Origin of the sequence: Delftia sp. 60 (assembly GCF_002754395.1) — a bacterium.
In the GTDB taxonomy this organism is placed as follows: domain Bacteria; phylum Pseudomonadota; class Gammaproteobacteria; order Burkholderiales; family Burkholderiaceae_C; genus Comamonas; species Comamonas acidovorans.
Genome location: NZ_PEFD01000001.1, coordinates 2,434,669 through 2,457,148, shown reverse-complemented (window position 1 = coordinate 2,457,148; position 22,480 = coordinate 2,434,669). Strand labels below are relative to the sequence as shown.

The following is a 22,480-nucleotide window of genomic DNA, read 5'->3' as shown; positions in this document are numbered from 1 at the left end:
ATGGAGCCGACGCGGAAGGCGCATCAGCGCCGCAGGCAGCGGCCGGCGCCATCGATCAGGCGGGCCATTTCCCTGTCCACTCCCAGGTCGGCGCAATAGGCACCCGCCCCGCGCAGTGACAGATCCAGAGTGGCAGGCTTGCTCCTGGACACCTCGGCCCTCAGCCGAAAGCCCGCCACGTTGGGCGCGCCGTAGTCGGCCGTCTCCAGCACGCCCGCCCGGGTGTCGCGGATGGCATGGTCGTTGCCAAGGTGGTAGGCGCCCTCGTTGCCAGCCATGGCTTCGCCAAGGCAGGCAAAGGCCTGCTCGGCCGAGGCACCTTGGGGCAGGACCAGCGACGCGGTTGTGCCTGGGCCCAAGGCATCGCACATGCCTGCAGAGATTGCGCAGCCGCTCAACAGGCCTGCAAGGCCCAGAACCCATATCCGCATTCACGCTTCCTTTCCAGAGGCCATGGAATCCGCGGCAGTGTATCGGCCTGGCGGCGGCGCCGGGCTCGCAATGCGCAGGGAATAGTCTCTCGCCTTGCCGATACCCCCGGGACACGCAGGTACCATCCGCGCATGAGTACCCACTACGAATCCCTGTCGCAAGCCGACGCCTACCGCGACGCCTTCGACGTGGAAGCGCCCGCGGCCAGCGAGCGCAACATGACGCCGCGCAAGTCCGGCTTTTTCATCCGCAGCGTCGCCGTGGCTGCAGAGGCAGCCGCTGAACAGGCAGAGCCTGCAGCTCCCGACACACCGCCTGCAGCACCCACCACTCCCGCACGCGAGCTGGTTGCCGCCCAATGGGGCCTGGTGCCGCACTGGGTGAAGTCAGCTTCGGACGGCCGGCTGCGCGCGCTCAAGCTGGTGAATGCGCGCTCCGAAACGGTGTCCACGGCCCAGGCCTTCCGCGATGCCTGGCTCAATGGCCAGCGCTGCATCGTGCCCATGGCCGCCTTTTTCGAGGATGACTACCGCAACGGCAAGGCCCTGCCCACGCGCATCTCGCGCATCGACGGCAAGCCCATGGGCGTGGCCGGCGTGTGGGCGCAGTGGACGGGCCCCGACGGCGAGGTGCTGCTGAGCTACGCCCTGCTCACGGTCAACGCCAACAGCCATGCGCTGCTGCACCGCTACCAGCAGCCCGGCGCGGAAAAGCGCATGCCGGCGATTCTCAACGAAGGCGCCTACGACGCCTGGCTCAACGCGCGCGTGGAAAAGGCGCGCGAGTTCATGCGCCAGTACCCGTCCAACTGGCTCACCGCCAATCCGGTGGAGCGCAAGGCCGACAAGCGGCCTCCAGGCCTGATGGGCTGACGGGCTGGCGCATGGCCCTTGTCCCGCGCGCTACGGCGCCTTGGGCAACGCGTTGATGGAGCGCAGGATGTCGCGCGCGATGCCCTGGCGCTTGGGCAGGTCGACCAGCCGGTGGGGCGTGTCCATGTTCATGGCGAAGAACACGGGGCCGGCAGGCCATTCCACCCAGCCCACCCACCAGCCGATACGGCCCGTCCAGCCGGTTTTGGCGCGCAGTATCCAGTCCGGGCCGGCCTCGTTGATCATCACGTCCTTCACCAGCCGCTGGTGCTCCACCGGCAAGGGCAGCCGATTGCGGTACAGCCGCTGCAGGAAGGCCACCTGCTCCAGCGCCGAGATGGCCAGGTCGCCGTCCACCCAGAAAGGCGCCTCGCCCGTGGCCAGCGCATTGCCGTAGTCGATCTTGCGCATGTAGGCAGCCTCGCGCGCGCTGCCAAGCTCCCTGGCAAAGCCTTCGTACACCCAGACGGTGGAGTTGCGCATGGCAGAGCGCAGGTCCTGATCGGCATTCCAGGCCGGCAACTGGCGCTTCACGCCATCCCAGGGAATGCGCTGGAATTCATCGCGCAGCAGCCCGGCGTCCAGCGCGAACAGGCTGTGCGGGATCTTGAAGGTGGAAGCGGGCGAGTAGCGCCGCGCCGCGCGGTCACGGTTGTGGACGTAGACGGCTTCGGCCTGGCCTCTGGCATCGACCACGACGATGCTGCCATCGACCTTGGCATCGGCAAAGAAGCGGTCCCACTCGGGCTTGTCCTGCAGTTCGGCAGCCGCCAGCGCCGCCTGTGACAGACAGGCGAGCAGCGCGGCGCACATCAGATTTCTTCGATTCATGCAGGCAGTTTAAGAGCTGCACCACCGCACGGCGATGGTGCACCGCCTGCCCGGCTGCCCTGTTTTGACTCGCGGTTTTCCCGTTTTGGTGTTCCGGCTGCATCGCGCGGGCCCCAAGGGCCCCGTGTGCGCTGGCACGACTTGTGCAAGGCCGCTACAGGCCGGCCAATGCAGCCATGGCGGCAACGGCAGACGGCCCCATGACCACAACAAACAAGGGAGTCATTGCATGCACAGGTGCGCACGGGCATTGAGAACATTGGTGGGGGAGGATGGGTCGCGGTCCTGGGTGCGGCGCAGACGGCGCAGGCGGCCGAGCAGGCGATCACCCGGCCGTCGCTGGTGGCGGTGGAATCCATCAGCGCCGTGGACACGGTCTGGCTGATGACGGCCACGGTGCTGGTGCTGCTGATGACGCTGCCCGGCATTGCGCTGTTCTATGCGGGTATGGTGCGCCGCAAGAACGTGCTCAACACCATGGCCAGCGTGGTGGCGATTGCCTGCCTGGTGAGCATTCTGTGGTTTGCACTCGGCTATTCGCTGGCCTTCACGCCCGGCAATGCGTGGATAGGTGGTGATTCTCGCGCCTGGTTCGCGGGGCTGGATTTCAACGCCGCCAAGGGCCTGGTGGCCGTGAGCCACCTGGCGCCGCATGTGCCCGAAGCGGCCTATGCCATGTTCCAGCTGGCCTTTGCCGTGATCACCGCCGCCTTGCTGGTGGGCGCCTGGGTGGAGCGCATGCGCTTCGGTGCCATGCTGATCTTCGTGGGCCTGTGGAGCCTGCTGGTGTATGCGCCGGTGGCGCACTGGGTGTGGGAGCCGGGCGGCTGGCTGGCGCGCATGGGCGCGCTGGACTTTGCCGGAGGCACCGTGGTGCATGTGAACGCGGGCGTGGCCGGCCTGGTCTGCGCCTGGTTCCTGCGGCCGCGCCGCGGCTACGGGCACGAGCCCTTCGAGCCCTACAACCTGGCCTTGACCATGATGGGCGCAGCCCTGCTGTGGATGGGGTGGTTCGGCTTCAACGCAGGCTCATCGCTGGCCGGGGACAGCCGCGCGGCGCTGGCGCTGGCCGTCACCCACATTGCCGCCAGCGCGGGCGCCCTGGCCTGGTCGTTGGCCGAGTATGTGGTGCGCGGCAAGGCCACGCTGCTGGGGCTGTGCTCGGGGCTGGTCGGCGGCCTGGTGGCGATCACGCCGGCAGCGGGTTTCGTGACACCGCTGTCGGCGCTGTGCATCGGCCTGATCGCTGGTGTCGCCTGCTACTGGGGCGCCACGGGCCTCAAGCGGCTGCTGGGCGCGGACGATTCGCTGGATGTGTTTGGCGTGCATGGCGTGGGCGGCATCGTGGGATCGCTGCTGACCGGCGTGTTTGCCAGCCCGCAGATCGGCGGCGTGCAGGGCAGCGTGCTCACCCAGGCCGTGAGCGTGCTGGCCGTGGCCTTGTTCACGCTGGTGGCCACGGCCGTGCTGCTGTGGCTGCTGGACATGCTGATCGGCCTGCGCGTGGATGAGGAAAGCGAGCTGCAGGGCCTGGACCTGGCGCTGCACCGCGAGCGCCTGAGTGGATGAACGGCCGAGCCGCAAAGCGGCCCGGCGCCCGATGATCGTCAAACCGAAGGAGTGCCCCTACATGCCCGAAAGCGAACTCCTGGCCATCGCCGCGCACCTGCATGTGCTGCTGCGCAGAAGCTGCGGCCGCGTGACCGATACCGAATGGCTGGCGGCCAATGCCGAATACGCCGCCGAAATCATCCGCTTCGCCCGGGAGCAGGAAGGGACGCGCAGCACGCCCGAACTGGTGGATTGGACCCACCGCTTCGAAGCGGCCTGGAATGCCGCGCTGGCCGGGCCCGCCGAGCGCTCGCCGCTCATGCAGCGCGCCGGCGAGCTGATGCGCCAGCGCGCGGAAAACCGAAAGTACGTGGGCACGCTGCGCTAGCGTCTTGCCTGATCAGGCCGGTGGCGCGGGCACGGAGTGCAGCAGCACGGGCGCGTCGCCATCGCCGTTGACGCTTTCCATCTGCACGCCAAAGCCCCACAGGCGCGCTGCGTGCTTGAGCACTTCCAGCGCATCGTCGGACAGGGGCCGGCCCTGGTAGCGCGTGTGGCGCAGGGTCAGGCAGCGGTCGCCGCGCAGGTTCACGTTCCAGACCTGGATATTGGGCTCGCGCGCGCCCAGGTCGTACTGCTGCGACAGGGTCTGGCGCAGGGTGCGGTAGCCGTCGTCGTCGTGGATGGCGCTGACCAGCAGCTCGCGTTCGCTGGCATCGTCATGGATGGAGAACAGGCGCATGTCGCGCATCAGCTGCGGGCTCAGGTACTGGCCGACAAAGCTCTCGTCCTTGAAGTTCTGCATGGCATGGTGCAGCGCCGGCAGCCAGGGCGTGCCGGCCAGGTCGGGGAACCAGCGGCGGTCTTCCTCGGTCGGGTCCTGGCAGATGCGGCGGATGTCGCGGTACATGGCAAAGCCCAGCGCATAGGGATTGATGCCGCTGTAGGCGCGGTGGCCGGCCGGGGGCTGGTAGATCACGTTGGTGTGGGAGGACAGCCATTCGATCATCACGCCGTCGGTCAGCCAGCCTTCGTCGTACAGGGTGTTGAGCAGGGTGTAGTGCCAGAACGTGGCCCAGCCCTCGTTCATCACCTGGGTCTGGCGCTGCGGGTAGAAGTACTGGGCGATCTTGCGCACGATGCGCACGATCTCGCGCTGCCAGGGCTCCAGCAGCGGGGCGTTCTTCTCGATGAAGTACAGCAGGTTTTCCTCGGGCTCCTTGGGAAAGCGCTCGCTGTGCTGCGCCGCGCTGTCCTTGCCCGGGCGCGCCGGCAGGGTGCGCCACAGCTCGTTGACCTGCTGCTGGGCATAGGCCTCGCGCTGCTCGCGCTCGGCCCGCTCGCGCGCCAGGCTTTTCTTGGAGGGGCGGCGGTAACGGTCCACGCCCAGGTTGGACAGGGCGTGGCAGGAGTCCAGCCATTGCTCCACCGTCGTCAGGCCATGGCGCTCCTCGCACTGGGAGATGAAGTCGCGCGCATAGACCAGGTAGTCGATGATGCTGCCCGCATCCGTCCACATGCCGAACAGGTAGTTGTTCTTGAAGAAGCTGTTGTGGCCGTACGCCGCATGGGCGATCACCAGGGCCTGCATGGCGGTGGTGTTCTCCTCCATCAGATAGCTGATGCAGGGATTGGAGTTGATGACGATCTCGTAGGCCAGGCCCATGTGGCCGCGCCGGTAGCGCCGCTCCGTCGCCATGTACTCCTTGCCATAGCTCCAGTGGCGGTAGCCCACGGGCATGCCCACGCTGGCGTAGGCGTCCATCATCTGCTCGGCCGAGATCACTTCCAGCTGGTTGGGATAGGTGTCCAGGCCATAGCGTTCGGCGGCGGCCGCAATCGCTGCGTGATAGCGCTCGATGAGCTCGAAGGTCCAGTCGCTGGGATCGGGCAGAGGCTCGGCTGGCCGCGCCCCCGCCGGCAGCGGCGCGGAGGGCACGATGCGCTGGACCCGGTCGCTGGCCAGATGGGATTTCCACTGCGGCGTGGCATGGCGGGGCGCCAGCACGGGATAGTGAGAGAGGTTCATACCGATACCCCCTCTTTCTTGAACAGGTCGCGGAACACGGGATAGATCTCGCTGGCGTCCGACACCTTGCGCATGGCGAAGTGCGAGAACAGCGGCAGCACCTGGCTGTATTCCTGCCACAGGCTCTGCTCTTCCTGCACCACCTGCACATAGGCGAAGTAGCGCACCAGCGGCAGGATTTTCTCGACCAGCAGGTTGCGGCAGTTGGAGCCGTCGTCGCCGAAGTTGTCGCCATCGCTGGCCTGGGCCACGTAGATGTTCCAGTCCGCGGACGGATAGCGCGCGCGGATGATCTGGTCCAGCAGCACCAGCGCACTGCTGACCACCGTGCCGCCGCTTTCCTGGGAGTGGAAGAACTCGTCCTCGCTGACCTCGGCCGCCTGCGTGTGATGGCGGATGAAGACGATGTCGATCTTCTCGTAGTGCCGCGTCAGGAACAGGTACAGCAGGATGAAGAAGCGCTTGGCCAGGTCCTTGCGGTCCTGGTCCATGGAGCCGGACACATCCATCACGCAGAACATCACGGCCTGGCTGATGGGCGCAGGCACGCGCGTGCGGTTGCGAAACCGCAGGTCGATGGGGTCGAGAAAGGCCACCGTGCCCATGCGCAGCTTCAGCGCATCGATGCGCTGCTGCAGCTCGGCCGCCGCCTCGCTGGTGCCATCGTCCTGCGCCAGCAGCGCTTGCAGCTGCTCCTCCAGTGCCTTGAGTTCGCGGTGCGGCGCCTTGGTCAGCGCAATGCGCCGGCCCAGGGCGCCGCGCATGGTGCGCAGCAGGGCCAGATTGTGCGGCGTGCCGTCGTGGCTGTAGCCGGCACGGCGCGTCTTGTACTGCATGGTGTTGCCGATGTGGGTGCGCAGCAGCCGCGGCAGGGCCAGGTCTTCAAAGAACAGTTCCATGAACTCTTCCTTGGTCAGGGTGAAGGTGAAGTCGTCCTCGCCCTCGCCGCTGTCGCTGGCCTGGGAGCCGCCGCCGCCGCCTCCGCCCTGCGGCCGGGCAATGCGGTCGCCGCGCACATGCTCGGTGTTGCCCGGGTGCACCGTGTCATGGACGCCGCCCTGCCCGTGGTGGAACACGGGCTCGCGGATGTCCTTGCGCGGGATGGAGACGCTCTCGGACTCCTCCATGTGGCGGATGCCGCGCTTGTCCACCGCGCGGCGCACCGCCTCGGCGATCTGCGCCTTGTAGCGGCGCACGAAGCGCTCGCGGTTGCCCACCGACTTGTTCTTGCCGGCCAGCCTGCGATCGATGATTTGCAATGCCATCTGTTCCCCCAGCCCGGGCGCGCCGAAGGGCGGCGCACCCACCCGTCAGTTGCTCTTGCGAACGCGCAGGTACCACTCGCACAGCAGGCGCACCTGCTTGGACGTATAGCCCTTGGCCTCCATCCGGGTGACGAAGTCCTCGTGCTTGCGCGCGTCCTCGGCACTGGCCTTGGCGTTGAAGCTGATCACGGGCAGCAGCTCCTCGGTATTGGAGAACATCTTCTTCTCTATCACCACGCGCAGCTTCTCGTAGCTGGTCCAGCTCGGGTTCTTGCCCTGGTTGTTGGCCCGCGCGCGCAGCACGAAGTTGACGATCTCGTTGCGGAAGTCCTTGGCATTGGCAATGCCCGCGGGCTTCTCGACCTTCTCCATCTCGGCGTTGAGCGCGTTGCGGTCGAAGGCCTCGCCGGTATCGTTGTCGCGGTACTCGCTGTCCTGTATCCAGTAGTCGGCGTAGGTGACGTAGCGGTCGAAGATGTTCTGGCCGTACTCGCTGTAGCTCTCCAGATAGGCGGTCTGGATTTCCTTGCCGATGAACTCGGCATAGTGCGGCGACAGGTACTCCTTGATGTAGCTGGTGTACTTGGTCTCCAGCTCGGCAGGGAACTGCTCGCGCTCGATCTGCTGCTCCAGCACATACATCAGGTGCACCGGGTTGGCCGCCACCTCGGTGCTGTCGTAGTTGAAGACCTTGGACAGGATCTTGAACGCGAAGCGCGTGGAGATGCCTGACATGCCCTCGTCCACGCCCGCATAGTCGCGGTACTCCTGGAAGCTCTTGGCGCGCGGGTCCGTGTCCTTGAGGCTTTCGCCGTCATACACCTGCATCTTGCTGAAGATGCTGGAGTTCTCGGGCTCCTTCAGCCGCGTGAGCACGGCGAACTGGGCCATCATCTTGAGCGTGCCGGGCGCGCACACGGCGCTGGCCAGGGACGACTCGCGGATCAGCTTCTCGTAGATGCGCACCTCCTCGGAAACACGCAGGCAGTACGGCACCTTGACGATGTAGACGCGGTCCAGGAAGGCCTCGTTGTTGCGGTTGTTGCGGAAGGCCTTCCACTCGCTCTCGTTGCTGTGGGCCAGCACCATGCCGTCGAAGGGAATGGCGCCAAAGCCCTCCGTTCCCTTGTAGTTGCTCTCCTGCGTGGCCGTCAGCAGCGGGTGCAGCACCTTGATGGGCGCCTTGAACATTTCCACGAACTCCAGCAGACCCTGGTTGGCCAGGCACAGGCCGCCCGAGTAGCTGTAGGCGTCGGTATCGTCCTGGGCAAAGTTCTCCAGCTTGCGGATGTCCACCTTGCCCACCAGGCTGGAGATGTCCTGGTTGTTCTCGTCGCCGGGCTCGGTCTTGGCAATGCCCACCTGCCTGGAGATGCTGGGATAGCGCTTGACCACGCGGAACTGGCGGATGTCGCCGCCGAGCTCCTCCAGACGCTTGACGGCCCAGGGCGACAGCACATGGTTGAGGCAGCGCCGAGGAATGCCGAACTGCTCCTCCAGCAGCGGCCCGTCCTCCACGGGGTCGAACAGGCCCAGCGGCGACTCGTTCACGGGCGAGCCCTTGAGGGCGTAGAACGGCACCTTCTGCATCAGGTATTTGAGGCGCTCGGCGATGGAGCTCTTGCCACCGCCCACGGGACCCAGCAGATAGAGGATCTGCTTGCGCTCTTCCAGGCCCTGGGCCGCATGGCGGAAGAAGCTCACCACCTGCTCGATGGAGTCTTCCATGCCGTAGAACTCGGCGAAGGCCGGATAGCGCCGGATGACCTTGTTGGCAAACAGCCGCGACTGGCGTGGATCATTGCGCGTGTCCACCATTTCAGGTTCGCCGATGGCTGCCAGCATGCGCTGGGCAGCACCTTCGTAAGCCATGGGATCGCGCTGGCACAGGGCGAGAAATTCGTCCAGCGACATCTCTTCTTCGCGAAGGCGAACGTAACGTGCAGCCGAGTTGCTGATGACATCCATACGACCTCTCCCGGCGGCACCCGAGGGCGAACAGTGCCGCGAAGTTGCAAGGCATTCGCTACCGTGTGGAACTGTTGTAGCACCTTGCATCGGCTTTGAATAGCTCATACGTCCCACATGTCTGCATTGCGCGCGAGGTCACAATGTCAGGTTCCTGGACTACCCCGCTTTTTGCGGCGCCGGGACAGGGGCTTGAGCCAGCCGGGCCTGCAGCAAGGCCCGTGAATACAGCGCCTGACGCTCCCACTTTTGACAAATGATAGTCCGCACTCACACAGCGGCACAGGCCCGAATTCAGAACCGATGTCTCCTGCCGACAACCCCCTACTTGCCGCCGGTCGCCCATCGCGCAAACTGGCTGCCGTGACGCCGATGCACCTGCTGCGGGCCATGTGCCTGGCGCTCGGCCTGCTGCTCGCCCTGCTGGCACCGGACCTGGCCAAGGCCGCACCGGCAGCAGGCCCTTTGGGTGCCTTGCAGGGCACGCTGGGCGGTGGCTCCGCGTCCGACAAGGAACGAAGCAACGCCATTCAGGCCCAACTGGATGCCGCCGCATCGGCGACAAAGGAAGCCGATGCACTGGCGCAGGAACTGGACCGCCTGCGCGCCAGGGCACGCACGCCCGTGCCGGCCCTGCCCGCGCCGCTGAGCGACGAGCAGCTGGGCAGCCTGTTCGATCGCTGGAAGGAACGCGTTCCCGCCAACGCCAGCCAGGAAGTGCTGGAACGCCTGCTGGCCGATGAACGCGATGCCATCGCCGCACTCAAGGTGGGCATCGAAAAATCCGCGGCCGACCAGGCCAACCTGGTGTCCCAGCCCGGCCCGGGACGCATCGATCTGTCCATCCTCCAACAACGCGCGCAGGAAAACGCCGAGCCCGTGACCGCCGAGCCCGGCGAAGCCCCCGACCTCACCCAGGCCCGCCAGGCACGGCGCAGCGCAGAGCACCGCCGCGCCCTGCTGGAGCTGGCGCTGCGCCAGGAGGAGCAGTCCACCATCGAAGCGCGCCAGCGCCTGCTGGCCGCACAACTGCAGGCCCAGCGCCGCGAGCTGCTGGAGCGCATGCCGCGCGCCGCCTGGCTGACCCAGCGCATTGCCGAGCGCAGCCGCCAGCAACTGGAGCAGCAGGTGCAGGAGATGGAGCTGGCCGCCCAGCACGCTTCCGCCGCCGATCCCGCCATACGCGACCTGGCCCAGCGCAATGCGGCGCTGGCCGCGCAGATCCTCAAGAACTCCAATGAACTGGCGCAGGAGCGCAAGACCCTGGCCAATGACGAATATGTCCGCGACCAATTGAGCGCCACGCTGCGCGATACCCAGGCACGCCTGCGGCTGGGCGGTGGCAGCGCGGCCGTGGGCCAGTGGCTGTGGCAGCAGCGCGTGGAGCTGTCCTCCGGCAACACCTTGCAGTCCAGGCACCGCGCCGTGCAGCGCCAGCTGGCCGAGCTGCGGCTGATGCTGTTCAACTCCAGCAAATGGCGCCAGAACCCCGGCGCGGACACGGCGGCACAGGCCCCGGCCGACGCTGCGGATGCAGGCGGCGTGGCGGCACCTGAACCTGCCGCCAGCGTCACCACGGCCAGCAATGCCTCCACCTCGGCACAGCAGACCGCCCTGCTGGCCCGGCAGGTGGCGCTCACCGATCAATTGCAGCCCGTTTTGCTGCGCCGCATTGCCGTGCTGGAGCAGACCGATGAAGCGCTGCGCGCCGCCCTGCGCAGCGGTAACGAACTGCGCCAGGTGCTGGACAAGGAACTGCTGTGGTTCCCCAGCCACCGCCCCATGGACCGCACCTGGCTCAGCGAGTGGCAGGCGCTGGAGCAGGACATCGAAGGCAGCAGCTCCCCCTGGAAAACCGCGCGCGCCCTGGCCGCCAGCATCTGGAACGATCCCTGGGCGTTTGGCGCCGTCGGCCTGATCGTGGCCCTGCTGCTGGGCCTGCGCCGCTATGCGCTGCGCCAGCTGCAGTCCATCGCCGTGCGCGTGGGCGACTTCATGCGCGACAACTTCGGGCTGAGCCTGCTCGCGCTGGGCTGGAGCCTGCTCTACACCCTGCCCTGGAGCTTTGCGGCCGCGGCGCTGGGCAGCCTGCTGCAAGGCCCGGAAACCGTGGGCACGGCGCTGGAGCCGCTGGGCGCCACCCTGGTCCAGCTCAGCGATTTCATCTTCGTGGCCACCTTGCTCAACGCCCTGTTCTGCCCGGGCGGGCTGGCACTGGCCCACTTCGGCTGGCCGGCCGCTCGCGTGCAGATGCTGCGCCAGATGGTGCGCCGCGCCGCCTGGCTCATCGTGCCTGCCGAACTGCTGGGCGGCCTGGCCTTCTACAGCCATGACAACCACGCCATCAGCACCTGGGGGCGCATCTCCATCCTCATGCTGTCGCTGGGCCTGGCCTGGATGGCCTGGCTGTACTTTCGCCGTGTCATGCAGCAAAAGCGGCCTGGCATCCACTGGGGCCAGATCGTCAGCGTGGTGCTGATGCTCATGCTCAGCGCGCTGGCCGTGGGCATCGTGCTCGGCTATGTCTACACGGCCACCGAATTCATCCAGGCCCTGATGGCCAGCTTCGTGTTCTTGGGCGCGGTCGAGGTCGTGGTCAACCTGCTGCGGCGCTGGCTGCTGCTGGGCGAACGGCGCCTGGCGCTGAACCGGCTGCGCGAAGCCGCCAGGCTGGCGCAGAGCGGCTCGGGCGTGGACACCGGCAAGGCCCCCACCGACGAAGCCACCCAGATGGCCCTGGTCACCGTGGGCGCCCAGGCGCACAGGCTGCTGGGCCTGCTGCAGCAGGTGCTGGTCGTGCTGACCCTGGTCTACGCCTGGCTGCCCGTGCTGCCTGCGCTTCTGCGCTCCGAAGGCGTGGTGCTCTGGTACACCACCAACACCGGCGCCGACGGCATCGCGCATGCCGCCCCCGTGAGCCTGATGGACGCGCTGCTGGGCGTGATGATCCTGCTCCTCACCTTCAGCTTTGCACGCAACCTGCCGGGCCTGCTGGAAGTGACGCTGTCGGCCTCCAACCGCATCAGCAGCTCAGCGCGCTACACCCTGGCCACGCTGGCGCGCTACGCCATCACCATCGCGGGTACGGTCAGCGCCTTCACGCTGCTGGGCCTGCGCTGGGGCCAGCTGCAGTGGATGGTGGCGGCGCTCACCGTGGGTCTGGGCTTTGGCCTGCAGGAGATCTTCGCCAACTTCGTCTCGGGCCTGATCCTGCTGGTGGAGCGGCCCTTCCGCGTGGGCGATGTCATCACCATCGACACCCTCACCGGCACCGTCACGCGCATCCGCACGCGGGCCACCACGGTGCTGGACTTCGACAACAAGGAAATCGTCATCCCCAACAAGACCTTCATCACCGGCCAGGTGACGAACTGGACCTTGAGCGACGACGTGACCCGCCTGGTGATCGACGTGCCCGTGGCCCACGGCAATGACCCCGAGCGAGTGCGCGACATGCTGCTGGGCATTGCCAGGGAACACCCCCAGGTGCTGCGCGAACCCGAGCCCAACTGCTGGTTCATGGCGCTGGAAGGCAACGGCCAGCGCTTCGAGCTGCGCGCCTACGTGGGCAAGGTCGAAGACCGCCTGCCCGTGCGCCACGACCTCAACCGCCGCGTCAACGACCGGCTCAAGGACGCTGGCATTGCCGTGGCCTTCCCGCAACTGGACCTGCATGTGCGCAACATGCCGACCCATACACCGGGGCAGGCATCTGGGCAGGCACCGGGGCAGACCCCACCCATCCGACGGCATGAGGCCGGCAAGTCCCCCGGTTCCACGCGCACAGCGCGGCATTGCCCCGCTCGCGGTTAGAACACTTCCCAGTTCTCGTCCACACGCTCGCCCGCATTGCGCAGCGGGGTGACCTTGGCAGGCGCTGCAGCAACCCTGGGTGCCGCTGCGGACGCCCTCGTCCGCTGGTCGCCCTTGCTGCCTGCGGCGGCCGGCGCTGGCGCCTGGGCCGGTGAGGACGCGGGCAGGGGCACGGACGAGGACACCCCGTCCAGCTTGAACAGACTGACCAGATCGACCAGCCTGGCAGCCTGCGCGTTCAAGCTTGCGGCAGCCGCCGCCGATTCCTCGACCAGGGCCGCATTCTGCTGCGTGACCTGGTCAAGCTGTACGACGGCATCGCCCACCTGCGCCACACCGTCGGCCTGCTCAGCCGTGGCCGCGCCTATTTCGCCGATCAGGTCGGCAACACGCTGCGCCTGCTGGACGATGTCCTTCATCGCGGAACCCGTCTCGCCCACCAGGCCCGAGCCCTCGTCCACCTTGGACACGCTCTCGCCTATCAGGGCCTTGATCTCCTTGGCTGCCCCCGCGCTGCGCTGGGCCAGGCTGCGCACTTCGGATGCCACCACCGCAAAGCCTCGCCCCTGCTCGCCGGCCCGCGCCGCCTCCACGGCGGCATTGAGCGCCAGGATGTTGGTCTGGAAGGCAATGGAGTCGATCACGCCGATGATGTCCTCGATCTTCCGGGAACTGGCGGTGATCTGCTCCATGGTGGCCACAACGCGGTCCACGATCTTGCCGCCGCCAGTGGCGGCCTGGCTCGACGATGCGGCCAGCTGGGTGGCGGTACGCACCGTATCGGCATTGAGCTTGACGGTGGCGTTCATCTCCTCCATGGAGGCGGCGGTCTGTTCCAGATTGCTGGCCTGCTCTTCCGTGCGCTGGCTCAGGTCCGCATTGCCCGAGGCAATCTGGCTGGCGCCGGTCGCGATGGATTCACTGCTTTGCCGCACATCAGCGACCACGCGCGCCAGGCCGGCCCGCATGTCCTCCATGGCGCGCAGCAGGCTGGAGGTGTCGCCGGGCGCCAATTGCACCCGCACGGACAAATCGCCCTGCGCGATCTGGCGCGCCACCCCGGCGGCATAGGACGGCTCTCCGCCCAGCTGCTGCTTGACCGTCCTGGTGATCATCCAGGCCACCAGACCGCCCAGCGCGGCGGCCAGCAGCGTCAGCACCAGCATGGCCACGCCGTCTTCGGCCACGCGGCGCAGCGAGCCGTCCACGGTGGCCTGCGTCTGTGCCTTCTGGTAATCGACCAGCGCCTCGACCGCATCGAAATAGGTCGTCTGCAAGGAGCGCAGGCGCCCCATGATCAGATCCCTGGCGGCATCGCCCTGGTTGGCCAGGCCCAGGTCACCGGCCTGGCGCATGGTCTCCACGAAAGGCTGGCGCGCCTGCCGTATGTCGGCAAAGAGCCGGCGCGCCTGCTCGGTCTGCAGGCGCTGGTCCAACTCCTTCATGACCAAGCCGTTCCTGGCAACCACCTCATCCAGCCGGCGGCTCTCCTCGGCCATCTGCGCCGGATCGGTGATCAGCGCCAGATTGCGCACCACCCGTGCCGACGCATTGGCGTTGTCCTTGAGCGATTGCAGCCGGGCCAGATTGCCCATGCGGTCCTCGGCCAGCACGCGCAGCTGCTCGCCCTGGTCACGCAACTTCATCCAGCCGAAGGCCGCCACGCATACGCAAACCACGATCACCGCGAAAAAACCCATGCCCAGCATGGTTCCCAACTTCATACGCCTCAGAAAACCCACGTCGCTCTCCCTCGAACCACCCACGCAAACCGGCCAGACTGCTGTCACGGAAGAAACACATTCCGGAACAAATTTGACAATTTGAATCAGTCGCGTCGCTTTCCCAAACCCTGCACATCCAGTAGGACAGCGCCTTGCCGGCATGCAGGCATGGCGCTGCCAGCGGTCTGCAGTCAGCGATGGGAAGCCAGGGGCGCGTAGATATCCCGCAGCAGGTGCTCCAGCTGCGCCAGCACCATGGCGCTGGCCCGGCTGCGGACGGCCTGCGGCTTCGTGGCCGTGAGCACGTCGCGGTAGAGGTGCTCGACGTCGAGGGGGCGGATCACCGTGGAGCGCCGTGGCCGCAGCATGCGCAGGCTGATCCACGGCAGCACACTGGCGCCCAGCCCTGCGCGCACCGCACCGATCTGGGTGGCAGTGGAGTTCACCTCGCCTGCCACCTGGTAGCCGGTGTCCAGCGCCGCAAAGGCCCGGTCCAGCGCACCGCGCGTGGCATTGGGCAGGCTGGGCAGCAGCAGTGGATGCCGTGCCAGATCCTGCAGCGACATGGGCTTGCCATCCGCCTCGGGCGCCAGGGCGCGGGCGCAGCCAAAGAAGAAAGGCTCGCGTACCACGGGCCGCGTCTCCAGCTTGGCCGTGGCCTCCGAGGCATAGAGCACGCCCATGTCGAAGCGGCCGCTGTGCACGCCCTCCACCAGATGGCCGCTCAGCCCTTCGTGGATGGACAGGATGACGGCCGGCCAGCGCTCGCGGCAGGCGGCCAGCAGGGGAACGGCCAGCACCTGGGCGATGCTGCCCGCAATGGCCACCGATACAGAACCGGCCACCTGCGATTCCTCGACCTGAACGCAGGCCCGCGCATCGGCCACCTGCCGCAGGATGGCCTGCGCCTGGCCGTACAGCAGCCGGCCCGTGGCCGTGGGTTGCACGCCCAGCGCGCCACGCACCAGCAGCGTGCTTTGCAGTTCCTGCTCAAGCAGCTTGAGCTGGTGGCTCACGGCGGATGGCACCACGTGCAGCACATCACAGGCGCGGGTGATGCTCTGGGCATCGATCACGGCAATCAGGTATCTGAGCTGGCGCAATTCCATGTCAGGTCCGAAGAGGGGTTCGATTTGCACGAAGGCCGGTTCTGAATTCCTCAGCCATGCGCTGCGAGGTGCTGCCTACATTGTGCTTACCGCCACTCCGCTACCCAAGCCCCATGCCGTTCCACCCCCGATCCCTGCTATATGTTCCTGCAACCTCCGCACGCATGCTGGCCAGCGCAGGGCGGCGCGGTGCCGATGCCCTCGTACTGGACCTGGAAGACGCCATTGCCCCCGCGCAGAAGGCGCAGGCCCGCGCCATGCTGCAACCGGCCATCGCCAGCCTGCGCGGGCAGTGCCTCGTGCTGGTGCGCATCAACGCGGACAGGGCATTGGCACAGGCCGATACCGAGGCCGCCTTGCAGGCTGGTTGCGATGGCCTGGTCATCCCCAAGGTGGAATCTGCCGCCGATGTGCAGCGCATCGCAGCCCTGGTCGATATCCACGGCAGCCCGCCGGTGCTGCTGCAGGCCATCGTGGAGACGCCCACCGGGCTGATGCGTCTGCAGGACATTGCCCAGGCCTCGCCCCGGCTGGTGTCGCTGGCCTTTGGCGGCGAGGACTTCGCCACTGCATTGGGCGTGGCGCCCACGCCCCAGGCCCTTGCCATGCCGGCACAGGCCGTGGTCATCGCAGCCGTGTCAGCCGGGCTGCATCCCGTGGGGCTGGCAGGCAGCATCGGCGGCTATGCGGATCTTGCGCAGTTCGGCGAACTGGCCCGGATCTCCCGCGCACTGGGCATGCAAGGTGCCGCCTGCATCCACCCGGCCCAGTTGGCGGCCGTGCACGCAGCCTTCGGAGCCAGCCAAGAGGATCTGCGCCAGGCGCGCGACACCGTGCTGGCCTATGAACAGGCGCTGGCGCAGGGACAGGGCGCCGCGGCCGTTGACGGCCGCATGGTCGATGCACCCATTGCTGAGCGCGCACGCCAGTTGCTGCGCAGCACCGGGGAAGCCGCATGAACGCCACGGACAACACAGGCGCCCTGCCCCTGCGCGGCATCCGCGTGCTCGACCTGTCGCGCCTGGCTGCAGGCAACATGCTCACGCTGCAGTTGGCCGACTTCGGCGCCGAAGTGATCAAGGTCGAGGCGCCGGGCGGCGACACCCTGCGCGACTGGAAGAACGACGGCCAGCCGCTGTGGTGGCAGATCTACGCGCGCAACAAGAAAAGCATCTGCCTGGACCTGCATGACGGGGTCGATGTGCAAAGTCTTCTGCAGCTGGCCGAATCGGCACAGGTCCTGGTGGAGAGCTTTCGCCACGGCGCACTGGAAAAGTTCGGACTGGGACCCGATGTCCTGCTGCAGCGCAATCCCCGCCTGGTGATCGTGCGCATCTCAGGCTGGGGCCAGACCGGTCCCTATGCGCAACGGCCCGGCTTTGGCACCCTGGTCGAAGCCTTCTCGGGCTTTGCCCAGAAGAATGGCTTTCCCGACAAGCCGCCCGCCCTGCCCAACCTCGGCCTGGCCGACATGATCGCGGGCCTGGCGGGCGTGGGCGCCACCATGTTCGCACTGCGCGAAGTGGAAACCAATGGTGGCCGCGGCCAGGTGGTGGACCTGTCGCTGCTGGAACCCATGTTGGCCGTGCTCGGCCCCGACCCCGCCATCTTCCAGCGCACCGGCCGGCGGCCACGGCGCATGGGCAACCGTGCCGACATCGCCGCACCGCGCAATGCCTACCAGTGCGCCGACGGGCGCTGGCTGGTGATGTCGGGCTCCACCCAGCGCATGGCCGAACGGATTTTCGAGGCCATGGGCCGCAAGGACCTGTGCAGCGATCCCCGCTTCGCCACCAACGCGGCACGGCTGCGACATGTCGATGCGCTGGACGCGCTGATCGCCGGCTTTGTGGCACAGCGCAGCCTGCAGGACAACCTGCTGCACTTCGGCCAATGGGAGGTGACCGTGGGGCCGGTGCTTGACGTGGAGCAGTTGCTGGCCGACGAGCATGTGCGCGCCAGGGCCTGCATCACCTGCATCCCCGATGCCGACGGCCAACCGCTGCCCATGCACAACGTCTTTCCGCGCCTGTCGCGCACACCCGGGTCCATCCGCAGCCTGGGCCCTGCGCTGGGAGAGCACCAGCACCTGGTGCCACCGGGCGGCTGGAGCGATCACCCTGCCCCGACCGAATGAACCCTCAGCCCATACAACGAAGGAGACATACCATGGCCTTTCTCAGGACTTTGCTCACCAGGGTCGCCACGGCGGCAGCCCTGGGCCACGCCGCCCTGCTCTCTTTGCCAGCCCACGCGGCCCCTGCGCAACTGGTCACCCTGGTGGTGCCTGCCGCGCCGGGCGGCTCCAACGACATCGTGGCGCGCGTCATGGAGCCGCTGCTACGCGGCGAACTCGACCGGCCCGTGGTGGTCGAGAACCGGGGAGGCGGCGGGGGCAATGTCGGCGCAGCCTACGTGGCACGCGCCGAAGCCGGCAGCAACATCTGGCTGCTGACATCAGCCAGCATCGTCACCATGAACCCCGGCTTGTTCGCCAACCCGGGCTTCGACACGCTGCGCGACTTCGTGCCCGTGGCCGGCATTGCCAGCGTGCCCCATGTGCTGTTGGTCAACAAGGACTTTGCGCCGTCCACCCTGCCCGAGCTGCTGGCCTTGCTGCGCAGGGAGCCGGGCAGGTACTTCTTCGGCTCTGCCGGCAACGGCACCTACTCGCACATCCTCATGGAATTCCTCAAGCGCGCCGAAAAGGTGGATGCCTCCCATGTCCCCTTCCGTGGCGTGGCCCCGGCCATGACCGAACTGATGGCCGGGCGCATACAGATGCTGATCAGCACCCTGCCTTCGGCCATGCCCTACCTGCAAAGCCGCGACGTCAAAGCCCTGGCCGTGTTCTCCGACCAGCGCAGCGAGTTCCTGCCCGACCTGCCCCTGGCCCGCGACACCGTTGCCGGCCTGGTTGGCGACCTGTGGATTGCGCTGTACGCGCCCAAGGACACACCCTCGCAGGAAGTGCAGCGCATGCGCCAGGCCGTGGACAAGGCCCAGGCATCACCCGGACTGCGCGAGAAATTCCGCAAAATGGGCGCCAGCGTCTACGCCCCCACGGCTGCAGAACTGCGGCTGCAGACGGCAGCCGACCTGGCACGCTGGAGCCAGTTGATCCGGCAGGCAGGCATCCAGGTGGACTAGGCAGCCGGCCCATTTCAAGTCATTCCAGAGCATTCCAAGGAGACTCCATGAAACTGCTGAGATTCGGCCCCGAGGGCCAGGAAAAGCCCGGCCTGCTGGATACCGAAGGCCAGATCCGCGACCTGTCCGCCCTGTTGGACGACTACACGCCCCGCCTGCTGGGCCGCGAGACGCTGCGGGCCCTGGCCGCCATCGACCCCGCCAGGCTGCCCCTGGTGCAAGGCCCGGTGCGCATCGGCATGCCCTGGAGCGGCATGTCCAAGTTCGTCGCCATCGGCCTGAACTACCGCGACCATGCCGAGGAAGCCGGCATGCCCATTCCCAAGGAGCCCATCCTCTTCGCCAAATGGCCCAGCTGCGCCTGCGGCCCCGACGACGACATCCCCCTGCCCGAGGGCAGCACGCGCATGGACTGGGAGGTGGAACTGGGCATCGTCATCGGCGAGCGCGCGCGCAATGTGTCCGTGGCCGATGCGCTGGAGCATGTGGCCGGCTACTGCCTTGCCAACGATGTGTCCGAGCGCGAATACCAGATCGAGCGCAGCGGTGGCCAGTGGAGCAAGGGCAAGGGCTTCGACCGCTTCGGCCCCATCGGCCCCTGGCTGGTCACGCGCGACGAAGTGACCGATCCGCAGGCCCTGCAGCTATGGCTGGATGTGAACGGGGAGCGCCGCCAGAGCGGCAGCACGCGCACCATGATCTTTGGCTGCGCCGAACTCATCAGCCACTGCAGCCGCGTGATGACGCTGGAGCCCGGCGACCTCATCATCACCGGCACGCCCCCGGGAGTCGGGATGGGCATGAAGCCGCCGCGCTATCTGAAGGCTGGCGATGTGATGGAGCTGGGGATCGAGGGGCTGGGGGTGCAGAGGCAGCGAGTGGTGTAGATCCACAAAAAAGCGGCTTCAAAAAGCCGCTTTATTCTTGAGCTGAACCAGCGCTCAGCTGCCCGCCACCTTCATCCGGTTGATCAGGATCGAGCCCACGGTCTTGGCGCCGTAGTTGTAGGCATCTGCGCCCACGGCCTCAATGCCCTTGAGCATGTCCTTGAGGTTGCCGGCGATGGTGATCTCGTGCACGGGGAAGGCGATTTCGCCGTTTTCCACCCAGAAACCGCTGACGCCGCGCGAGTAGTCGCCGGTCACGTAGTTCACGCCCTGGCCCATGAGCTCGATCACGAACAGGCCCGTGCCCAGCTTCTTGAGCATGGCGGGCAGGTCGTCGCCGGCCTTGGTGCGGCGCGAGGTCATGACCAGGTTGTGCGATCCGCCGGCATTGCCGGTGGTCTTCATGCCCAGCTTGCGGGCCGAGTAGCTGGACAGGAAGTAGCCCTCGACGCGGCCGGCATCGACCACCTTGCGGGCCTGCACACGCACGCCTTCCTCGTCGAAGGGCGAACTGCCCTTGCCGCCGAGGATGAAGGGGTCTTCCGTGATGTCGATGTGCTTGGGGAAGACGGGCTTGCCCAGCGAGTCGAGCAGGAAGGTGCTGCGGCGGTACAGCGCGCCGCCGCTGACGGCCTGCACGAAGCTGCCCAGCAGGCCTGCGGCCAGCGTGGACTCGAACAGCACCGGGCATTCGGTGGTCGGGATCTTGCGGCTGCCCAGGCGGCTCAGGGCGCGCTGGGCGGCGTAGCGGCCCACCGCTTCGGGCGAGGCCAGGTCGGCCGCGTTGCGCATGGAGCTGTACCAGGCGTCGCGCTGCATCTCGCCATTGCGGCCCGGCAGCGATGCGATGGGCGCCACCGACAGGCTGTGGCGCGAGCTGGCGTAGCCGCCACGGAAACCATTGGTGTGGGCACTGAAGAAATGGCTTTGCTGAGCCGAAACGCCCGCGCCTTCGCTGTTGGTGATGCGCTTGTGCGTGCGCAGCGCGGCTTCCTCGCATTGCAGCGCCAGTTCGGCCGCAGCCTCGCTGGTGAGGTCCCAGGGGTGGAACAGCTGCAGGTCGCGGTGGGTGCCGGGCTGGGCGATGTCGGCCGCATCGGGCAGGCCGGCCATGGGGTCTTCGGCCGTGAAGCGTGCGATGTCGTAGGCGGCCTGCACGGTCTGCTGGATGGCGGCATCCGAGAAGTCCGAGGTGCTGGCGTTGCCACGGCGGTTGCCCAGGTAGACGGTCACGCCCAGCGACTTGTCGCGGTTGCGCTCCACGGTCTCCAAAGCCCCCTTGCGCACGCTCACGCTCAGGCCGCAGCCCTCGGAAGCCTCGGCCCCGGCGTTGGTGGCGCCGAGCTTCTTGGCGTGGACCAGGGCACGGTCCACCAAGTCTTCAAAAAACGGTTGGCTGTAGCTGAAGCCGGAATCAGCCTGCGGTTTGGCGGTGCTTGCCGAGCGGGGACGGGGTTTTTTCATAGCGGCGGCTATGATAGCCGCCACTGCAGCGCTCTCCGCGCCGCCACTGCATTTGTCCCCTACCCCATGTCACGCAAACCCAAAAAAGGCTACTACGTCAAAGGTCACTTCGTTGCCGAAGGCAGCGAACTCGACCTGCAGCTCAAGGCCGAACTCAAAGGCACCCCCGACTCCAGCAAGACGGATCTCAAGCGCGAGTCCGACGCCTTGCAGGACCTCGGCAAGGATTTGCTGACGCTGCGCTCCGACCTGTTCAAGCGCCTGCAATTGCCCGACCAGCTGGCCGATGCCCTGGCCGAGGCCAAGCGCATCACCAATTTCGAAGGCAAGCGCCGCCAGATGCAATTCGTCGGCAAGCTCATGCGCAAGCTGGACGAGACCGAGATCGCCGCCGTGCGCGCGGCACTGGACGAGCAGCACAACGGCTCGGCCGCCGAGAAGATGGCCCTGCACGCCGCCGAGCAATGGCGCGACCGCCTGATTGCCGAGGAATCGGCCCTGTCCATCTGGCTGGACCATTTCCCCGACACCGACACCCAGCAGCTGCGCGCCCTGATCCGCCAGGCCCGCAAGGACATGCCGGGCGCCCATGAAGCCAATGTGCAGGAATCCACCGGCCTGGCCCAGCGCAAGGGCCGCGCCTACCGCGACCTGTTCCAGCTGGTTCGCCAGCAGTTGGGCGGCACGGGCCGCGAGGCTGCCGAGGACGGTGACGGTGACGGCGCTGGCGAGGAAGCTGACGATGAGTGAACCCGTCCATGACGCTGTGCGCATCGGCATCGTCTCGATCAGCGACCGTGCCAGCAGCGGCGTCTATGAGGACAAGGGCCTGCCGGCCCTGCAGGACTGGCTCACCCGCGCGCTCAGGAACCCCATCACGTTCGAGCCGCGCCTGATCCCCGACGAGCAGGCCGGCATCAGCGCCACGCTGATCGAACTGGTCAATGCAGGCTGCTCCCTGGTGCTGACCACGGGCGGCACCGGCCCCGCTCTGCGCGATGTCACGCCCGAAGCCACGCTGGCCGTGGCCGACAAGGAAATGCCGGGCTTTGGCGAGCAGATGCGCCAGATCAGCCTGGCCTTTGTGCCCACGGCGATTCTGTCGCGCCAGGTGGCGGTGATCCGTGGCAAGAGCCTGATCATCAACCTGCCGGGCCAGCCCAAGGCGATTGCCGAAACCCTGGAAGGCCTGAAGAACCCCGATGGCACGCAAAAGGTCAACGGCATCTTCGCGGCCGTGCCCTATTGCGTGGACCTGATCGGCGGGCCTTATCTGGAAACGGATGACAGCGTCTGCAAGGCGTTCCGCCCCAAGAGCGCAGTGCGCACCGCACGACCTGCGGCCTGAGCGCGCGGACACGGCAATCGACAAGCAGCCTGCGGGC

At 67.1% G+C, this 22,480-nt stretch carries 18 protein-coding genes; 10 read left to right on the top strand and 8 right to left on the bottom strand.

Annotated elements, in window-relative coordinates:
- Positions 1–23: 23 nt before the first annotated feature.
- Positions 24–359: a hypothetical protein gene (locus tag CLV01_RS11105; RefSeq protein WP_257221261.1), complete on the bottom strand. Its 336-nt coding sequence runs from the start codon at positions 357–359 to the stop codon at positions 24–26.
- Positions 360–563: 204 nt separating this feature from the next.
- Here CLV01_RS11105 and CLV01_RS11100 point away from each other — a divergent pair, with 204 nt between their 5' ends.
- Positions 564–1,304 carry an SOS response-associated peptidase gene (locus tag CLV01_RS11100; RefSeq protein WP_013803506.1) on the top strand — a complete coding sequence of 247 codons (741 nt, stop codon included), beginning with the start codon at positions 564–566 and terminating at the stop codon, positions 1,302–1,304.
- A 30-nt stretch (positions 1,305–1,334) separates the two neighbouring features.
- Here CLV01_RS11100 and blaOXA read toward each other — a convergent pair whose 3' ends face one another.
- Positions 1,335–2,135: a class D beta-lactamase gene (gene blaOXA, locus CLV01_RS11095; protein ID WP_257221260.1), complete on the bottom strand. Its 801-nt coding sequence runs from the start codon at positions 2,133–2,135 to the stop codon at positions 1,335–1,337.
- Between the two features lie 384 nt (positions 2,136–2,519).
- On the opposite strand from blaOXA, the gene CLV01_RS11090 reads away from it, so the two are divergent.
- The gene (locus tag CLV01_RS11090) at positions 2,520–3,704 is read left to right on the top strand and encodes an ammonium transporter (RefSeq protein ID WP_257221575.1); all 1,185 of its coding nucleotides are present in this window, start codon (positions 2,520–2,522) and stop codon (positions 3,702–3,704) included.
- A gap of 61 nt (positions 3,705–3,765) precedes the next feature.
- Entirely contained in the window at positions 3,766–4,074 is a 309-nt protein-coding gene (locus tag CLV01_RS11085; RefSeq protein WP_012204250.1) for a hypothetical protein, read from the top strand.
- Positions 4,075–4,086: 12 nt separating this feature from the next.
- Here the strand turns inward: CLV01_RS11085 and CLV01_RS11080 are convergent, their stop codons facing one another.
- The 3 genes from CLV01_RS11080 to CLV01_RS11070 are packed head-to-tail and all read right to left on the bottom strand — an operon-like array spanning position 4,087 to position 8,948.
- On the bottom strand, positions 4,087–5,715 hold the full coding sequence (locus CLV01_RS11080) for a SpoVR family protein (RefSeq protein ID WP_099734292.1): 1,629 nt from the start codon (positions 5,713–5,715) through the stop codon (positions 4,087–4,089).
- A complete protein-coding gene (locus CLV01_RS11075) occupies positions 5,712–6,980 on the bottom strand; it encodes a YeaH/YhbH family protein (protein WP_099734293.1) in 1,269 nt (422 codons plus the stop codon). The genes CLV01_RS11080 and CLV01_RS11075 overlap by 4 nt, the downstream gene beginning before the upstream one ends.
- A gap of 45 nt (positions 6,981–7,025) precedes the next feature.
- Positions 7,026–8,948: a PrkA family serine protein kinase gene (locus CLV01_RS11070; protein WP_012204247.1), complete on the bottom strand. Its 1,923-nt coding sequence runs from the start codon at positions 8,946–8,948 to the stop codon at positions 7,026–7,028.
- 372 nt (positions 8,949–9,320) lie between these two features.
- Between CLV01_RS11070 and CLV01_RS11065 the strand changes: the two genes are divergently transcribed.
- Positions 9,321–12,761 (top strand): mechanosensitive ion channel domain-containing protein, encoded by a 3,441-nt coding sequence (locus tag CLV01_RS11065; RefSeq protein ID WP_257221574.1) that lies wholly within the window; start codon positions 9,321–9,323, stop codon positions 12,759–12,761.
- Here the strand turns inward: CLV01_RS11065 and CLV01_RS11060 are convergent.
- Entirely contained in the window at positions 12,758–14,485 is a 1,728-nt protein-coding gene (locus tag CLV01_RS11060) for a methyl-accepting chemotaxis protein (RefSeq protein ID WP_099734295.1), read from the bottom strand. The two genes, CLV01_RS11065 and CLV01_RS11060, sit on opposite strands and share 4 nt — an antisense overlap.
- A gap of 191 nt (positions 14,486–14,676) precedes the next feature.
- Positions 14,677–15,594 (bottom strand): LysR substrate-binding domain-containing protein, encoded by a 918-nt coding sequence (locus CLV01_RS11055; RefSeq protein ID WP_052155357.1) that lies wholly within the window; start codon positions 15,592–15,594, stop codon positions 14,677–14,679.
- 56 nt (positions 15,595–15,650) lie between these two features.
- Between CLV01_RS11055 and CLV01_RS11050 the strand changes: the two genes are divergently transcribed.
- The 4 genes from CLV01_RS11050 to CLV01_RS11035 are packed head-to-tail and all read left to right on the top strand — an operon-like array spanning position 15,651 to position 19,631.
- Complete coding sequence (locus tag CLV01_RS11050) at positions 15,651–16,553, top strand: HpcH/HpaI aldolase/citrate lyase family protein (RefSeq protein WP_099734296.1); 903 nt, start codon at positions 15,651–15,653, stop codon at positions 16,551–16,553.
- On the top strand, positions 16,550–17,731 hold the full coding sequence (locus CLV01_RS11045; protein ID WP_099734297.1) for a CaiB/BaiF CoA transferase family protein: 1,182 nt from the start codon (positions 16,550–16,552) through the stop codon (positions 17,729–17,731). The genes CLV01_RS11050 and CLV01_RS11045 overlap by 4 nt, the downstream gene beginning before the upstream one ends.
- A 32-nt stretch (positions 17,732–17,763) precedes the next feature.
- Positions 17,764–18,744 (top strand): Bug family tripartite tricarboxylate transporter substrate binding protein, encoded by a 981-nt coding sequence (locus CLV01_RS11040; RefSeq protein WP_157760065.1) that lies wholly within the window; start codon positions 17,764–17,766, stop codon positions 18,742–18,744.
- 47 nt (positions 18,745–18,791) lie between these two features.
- Entirely contained in the window at positions 18,792–19,631 is an 840-nt protein-coding gene (locus CLV01_RS11035; protein WP_099734298.1) for a fumarylacetoacetate hydrolase family protein, read from the top strand.
- A 54-nt stretch (positions 19,632–19,685) separates the two neighbouring features.
- On the opposite strand, the gene pmbA is transcribed toward CLV01_RS11035, so the two are convergent.
- Complete coding sequence (gene pmbA / locus CLV01_RS11030) at positions 19,686–21,095, bottom strand: metalloprotease PmbA (protein WP_012204243.1); 1,410 nt, start codon at positions 21,093–21,095, stop codon at positions 19,686–19,688.
- A gap of 66 nt (positions 21,096–21,161) precedes the next feature.
- Here pmbA and yjgA point away from each other — a divergent pair, with 66 nt between their 5' ends.
- Both yjgA and mog read left to right on the top strand, forming a co-directional pair.
- On the top strand, positions 21,162–21,845 hold the full coding sequence (gene yjgA / locus CLV01_RS11025; RefSeq protein ID WP_099734299.1) for a ribosome biogenesis factor YjgA: 684 nt from the start codon (positions 21,162–21,164) through the stop codon (positions 21,843–21,845).
- On the top strand, positions 21,838–22,443 hold the full coding sequence (gene mog / locus CLV01_RS11020; RefSeq protein WP_099734300.1) for a molybdopterin adenylyltransferase: 606 nt from the start codon (positions 21,838–21,840) through the stop codon (positions 22,441–22,443). The genes yjgA and mog overlap by 8 nt, the downstream gene beginning before the upstream one ends.
- The last annotated feature ends 37 nt before the right edge of the window (positions 22,444–22,480 follow it).

Coding starts and splice junctions, on each gene's coding strand:
- CLV01_RS11100 (WP_013803506.1), top strand. CDS start 564: ATGAGTACCCACTACGAATCCCTGTCGCAAGCCGACGCCTACCGCGAC.
- blaOXA (WP_257221260.1), bottom strand. CDS start 2,135: ATGAATCGAAGAAATCTGATGTGCGCCGCGCTGCTCGCCTGTCTGTCA.
- CLV01_RS11090 (WP_257221575.1), top strand. CDS start 2,520: ATGACGGCCACGGTGCTGGTGCTGCTGATGACGCTGCCCGGCATTGCG.
- CLV01_RS11085 (WP_012204250.1), top strand. CDS start 3,766: ATGCCCGAAAGCGAACTCCTGGCCATCGCCGCGCACCTGCATGTGCTG.
- CLV01_RS11080 (WP_099734292.1), bottom strand. CDS start 5,715: ATGAACCTCTCTCACTATCCCGTGCTGGCGCCCCGCCATGCCACGCCG.
- CLV01_RS11075 (WP_099734293.1), bottom strand. CDS start 6,980: ATGGCATTGCAAATCATCGATCGCAGGCTGGCCGGCAAGAACAAGTCG.
- CLV01_RS11070 (WP_012204247.1), bottom strand. CDS start 8,948: ATGGATGTCATCAGCAACTCGGCTGCACGTTACGTTCGCCTTCGCGAA.
- CLV01_RS11065 (WP_257221574.1), top strand. CDS start 9,321: ATGCACCTGCTGCGGGCCATGTGCCTGGCGCTCGGCCTGCTGCTCGCC.
- CLV01_RS11060 (WP_099734295.1), bottom strand. CDS start 14,485: ATGAAGTTGGGAACCATGCTGGGCATGGGTTTTTTCGCGGTGATCGTG.
- CLV01_RS11055 (WP_052155357.1), bottom strand. CDS start 15,594: ATGGAATTGCGCCAGCTCAGATACCTGATTGCCGTGATCGATGCCCAG.
- CLV01_RS11050 (WP_099734296.1), top strand. CDS start 15,651: ATGCGCTGCGAGGTGCTGCCTACATTGTGCTTACCGCCACTCCGCTAC.
- CLV01_RS11045 (WP_099734297.1), top strand. CDS start 16,550: ATGAACGCCACGGACAACACAGGCGCCCTGCCCCTGCGCGGCATCCGC.
- CLV01_RS11040 (WP_157760065.1), top strand. CDS start 17,764: ATGGCCTTTCTCAGGACTTTGCTCACCAGGGTCGCCACGGCGGCAGCC.
- CLV01_RS11035 (WP_099734298.1), top strand. CDS start 18,792: ATGAAACTGCTGAGATTCGGCCCCGAGGGCCAGGAAAAGCCCGGCCTG.
- pmbA (WP_012204243.1), bottom strand. CDS start 21,095: ATGAAAAAACCCCGTCCCCGCTCGGCAAGCACCGCCAAACCGCAGGCT.
- yjgA (WP_099734299.1), top strand. CDS start 21,162: ATGTCACGCAAACCCAAAAAAGGCTACTACGTCAAAGGTCACTTCGTT.
- mog (WP_099734300.1), top strand. CDS start 21,838: ATGAGTGAACCCGTCCATGACGCTGTGCGCATCGGCATCGTCTCGATC.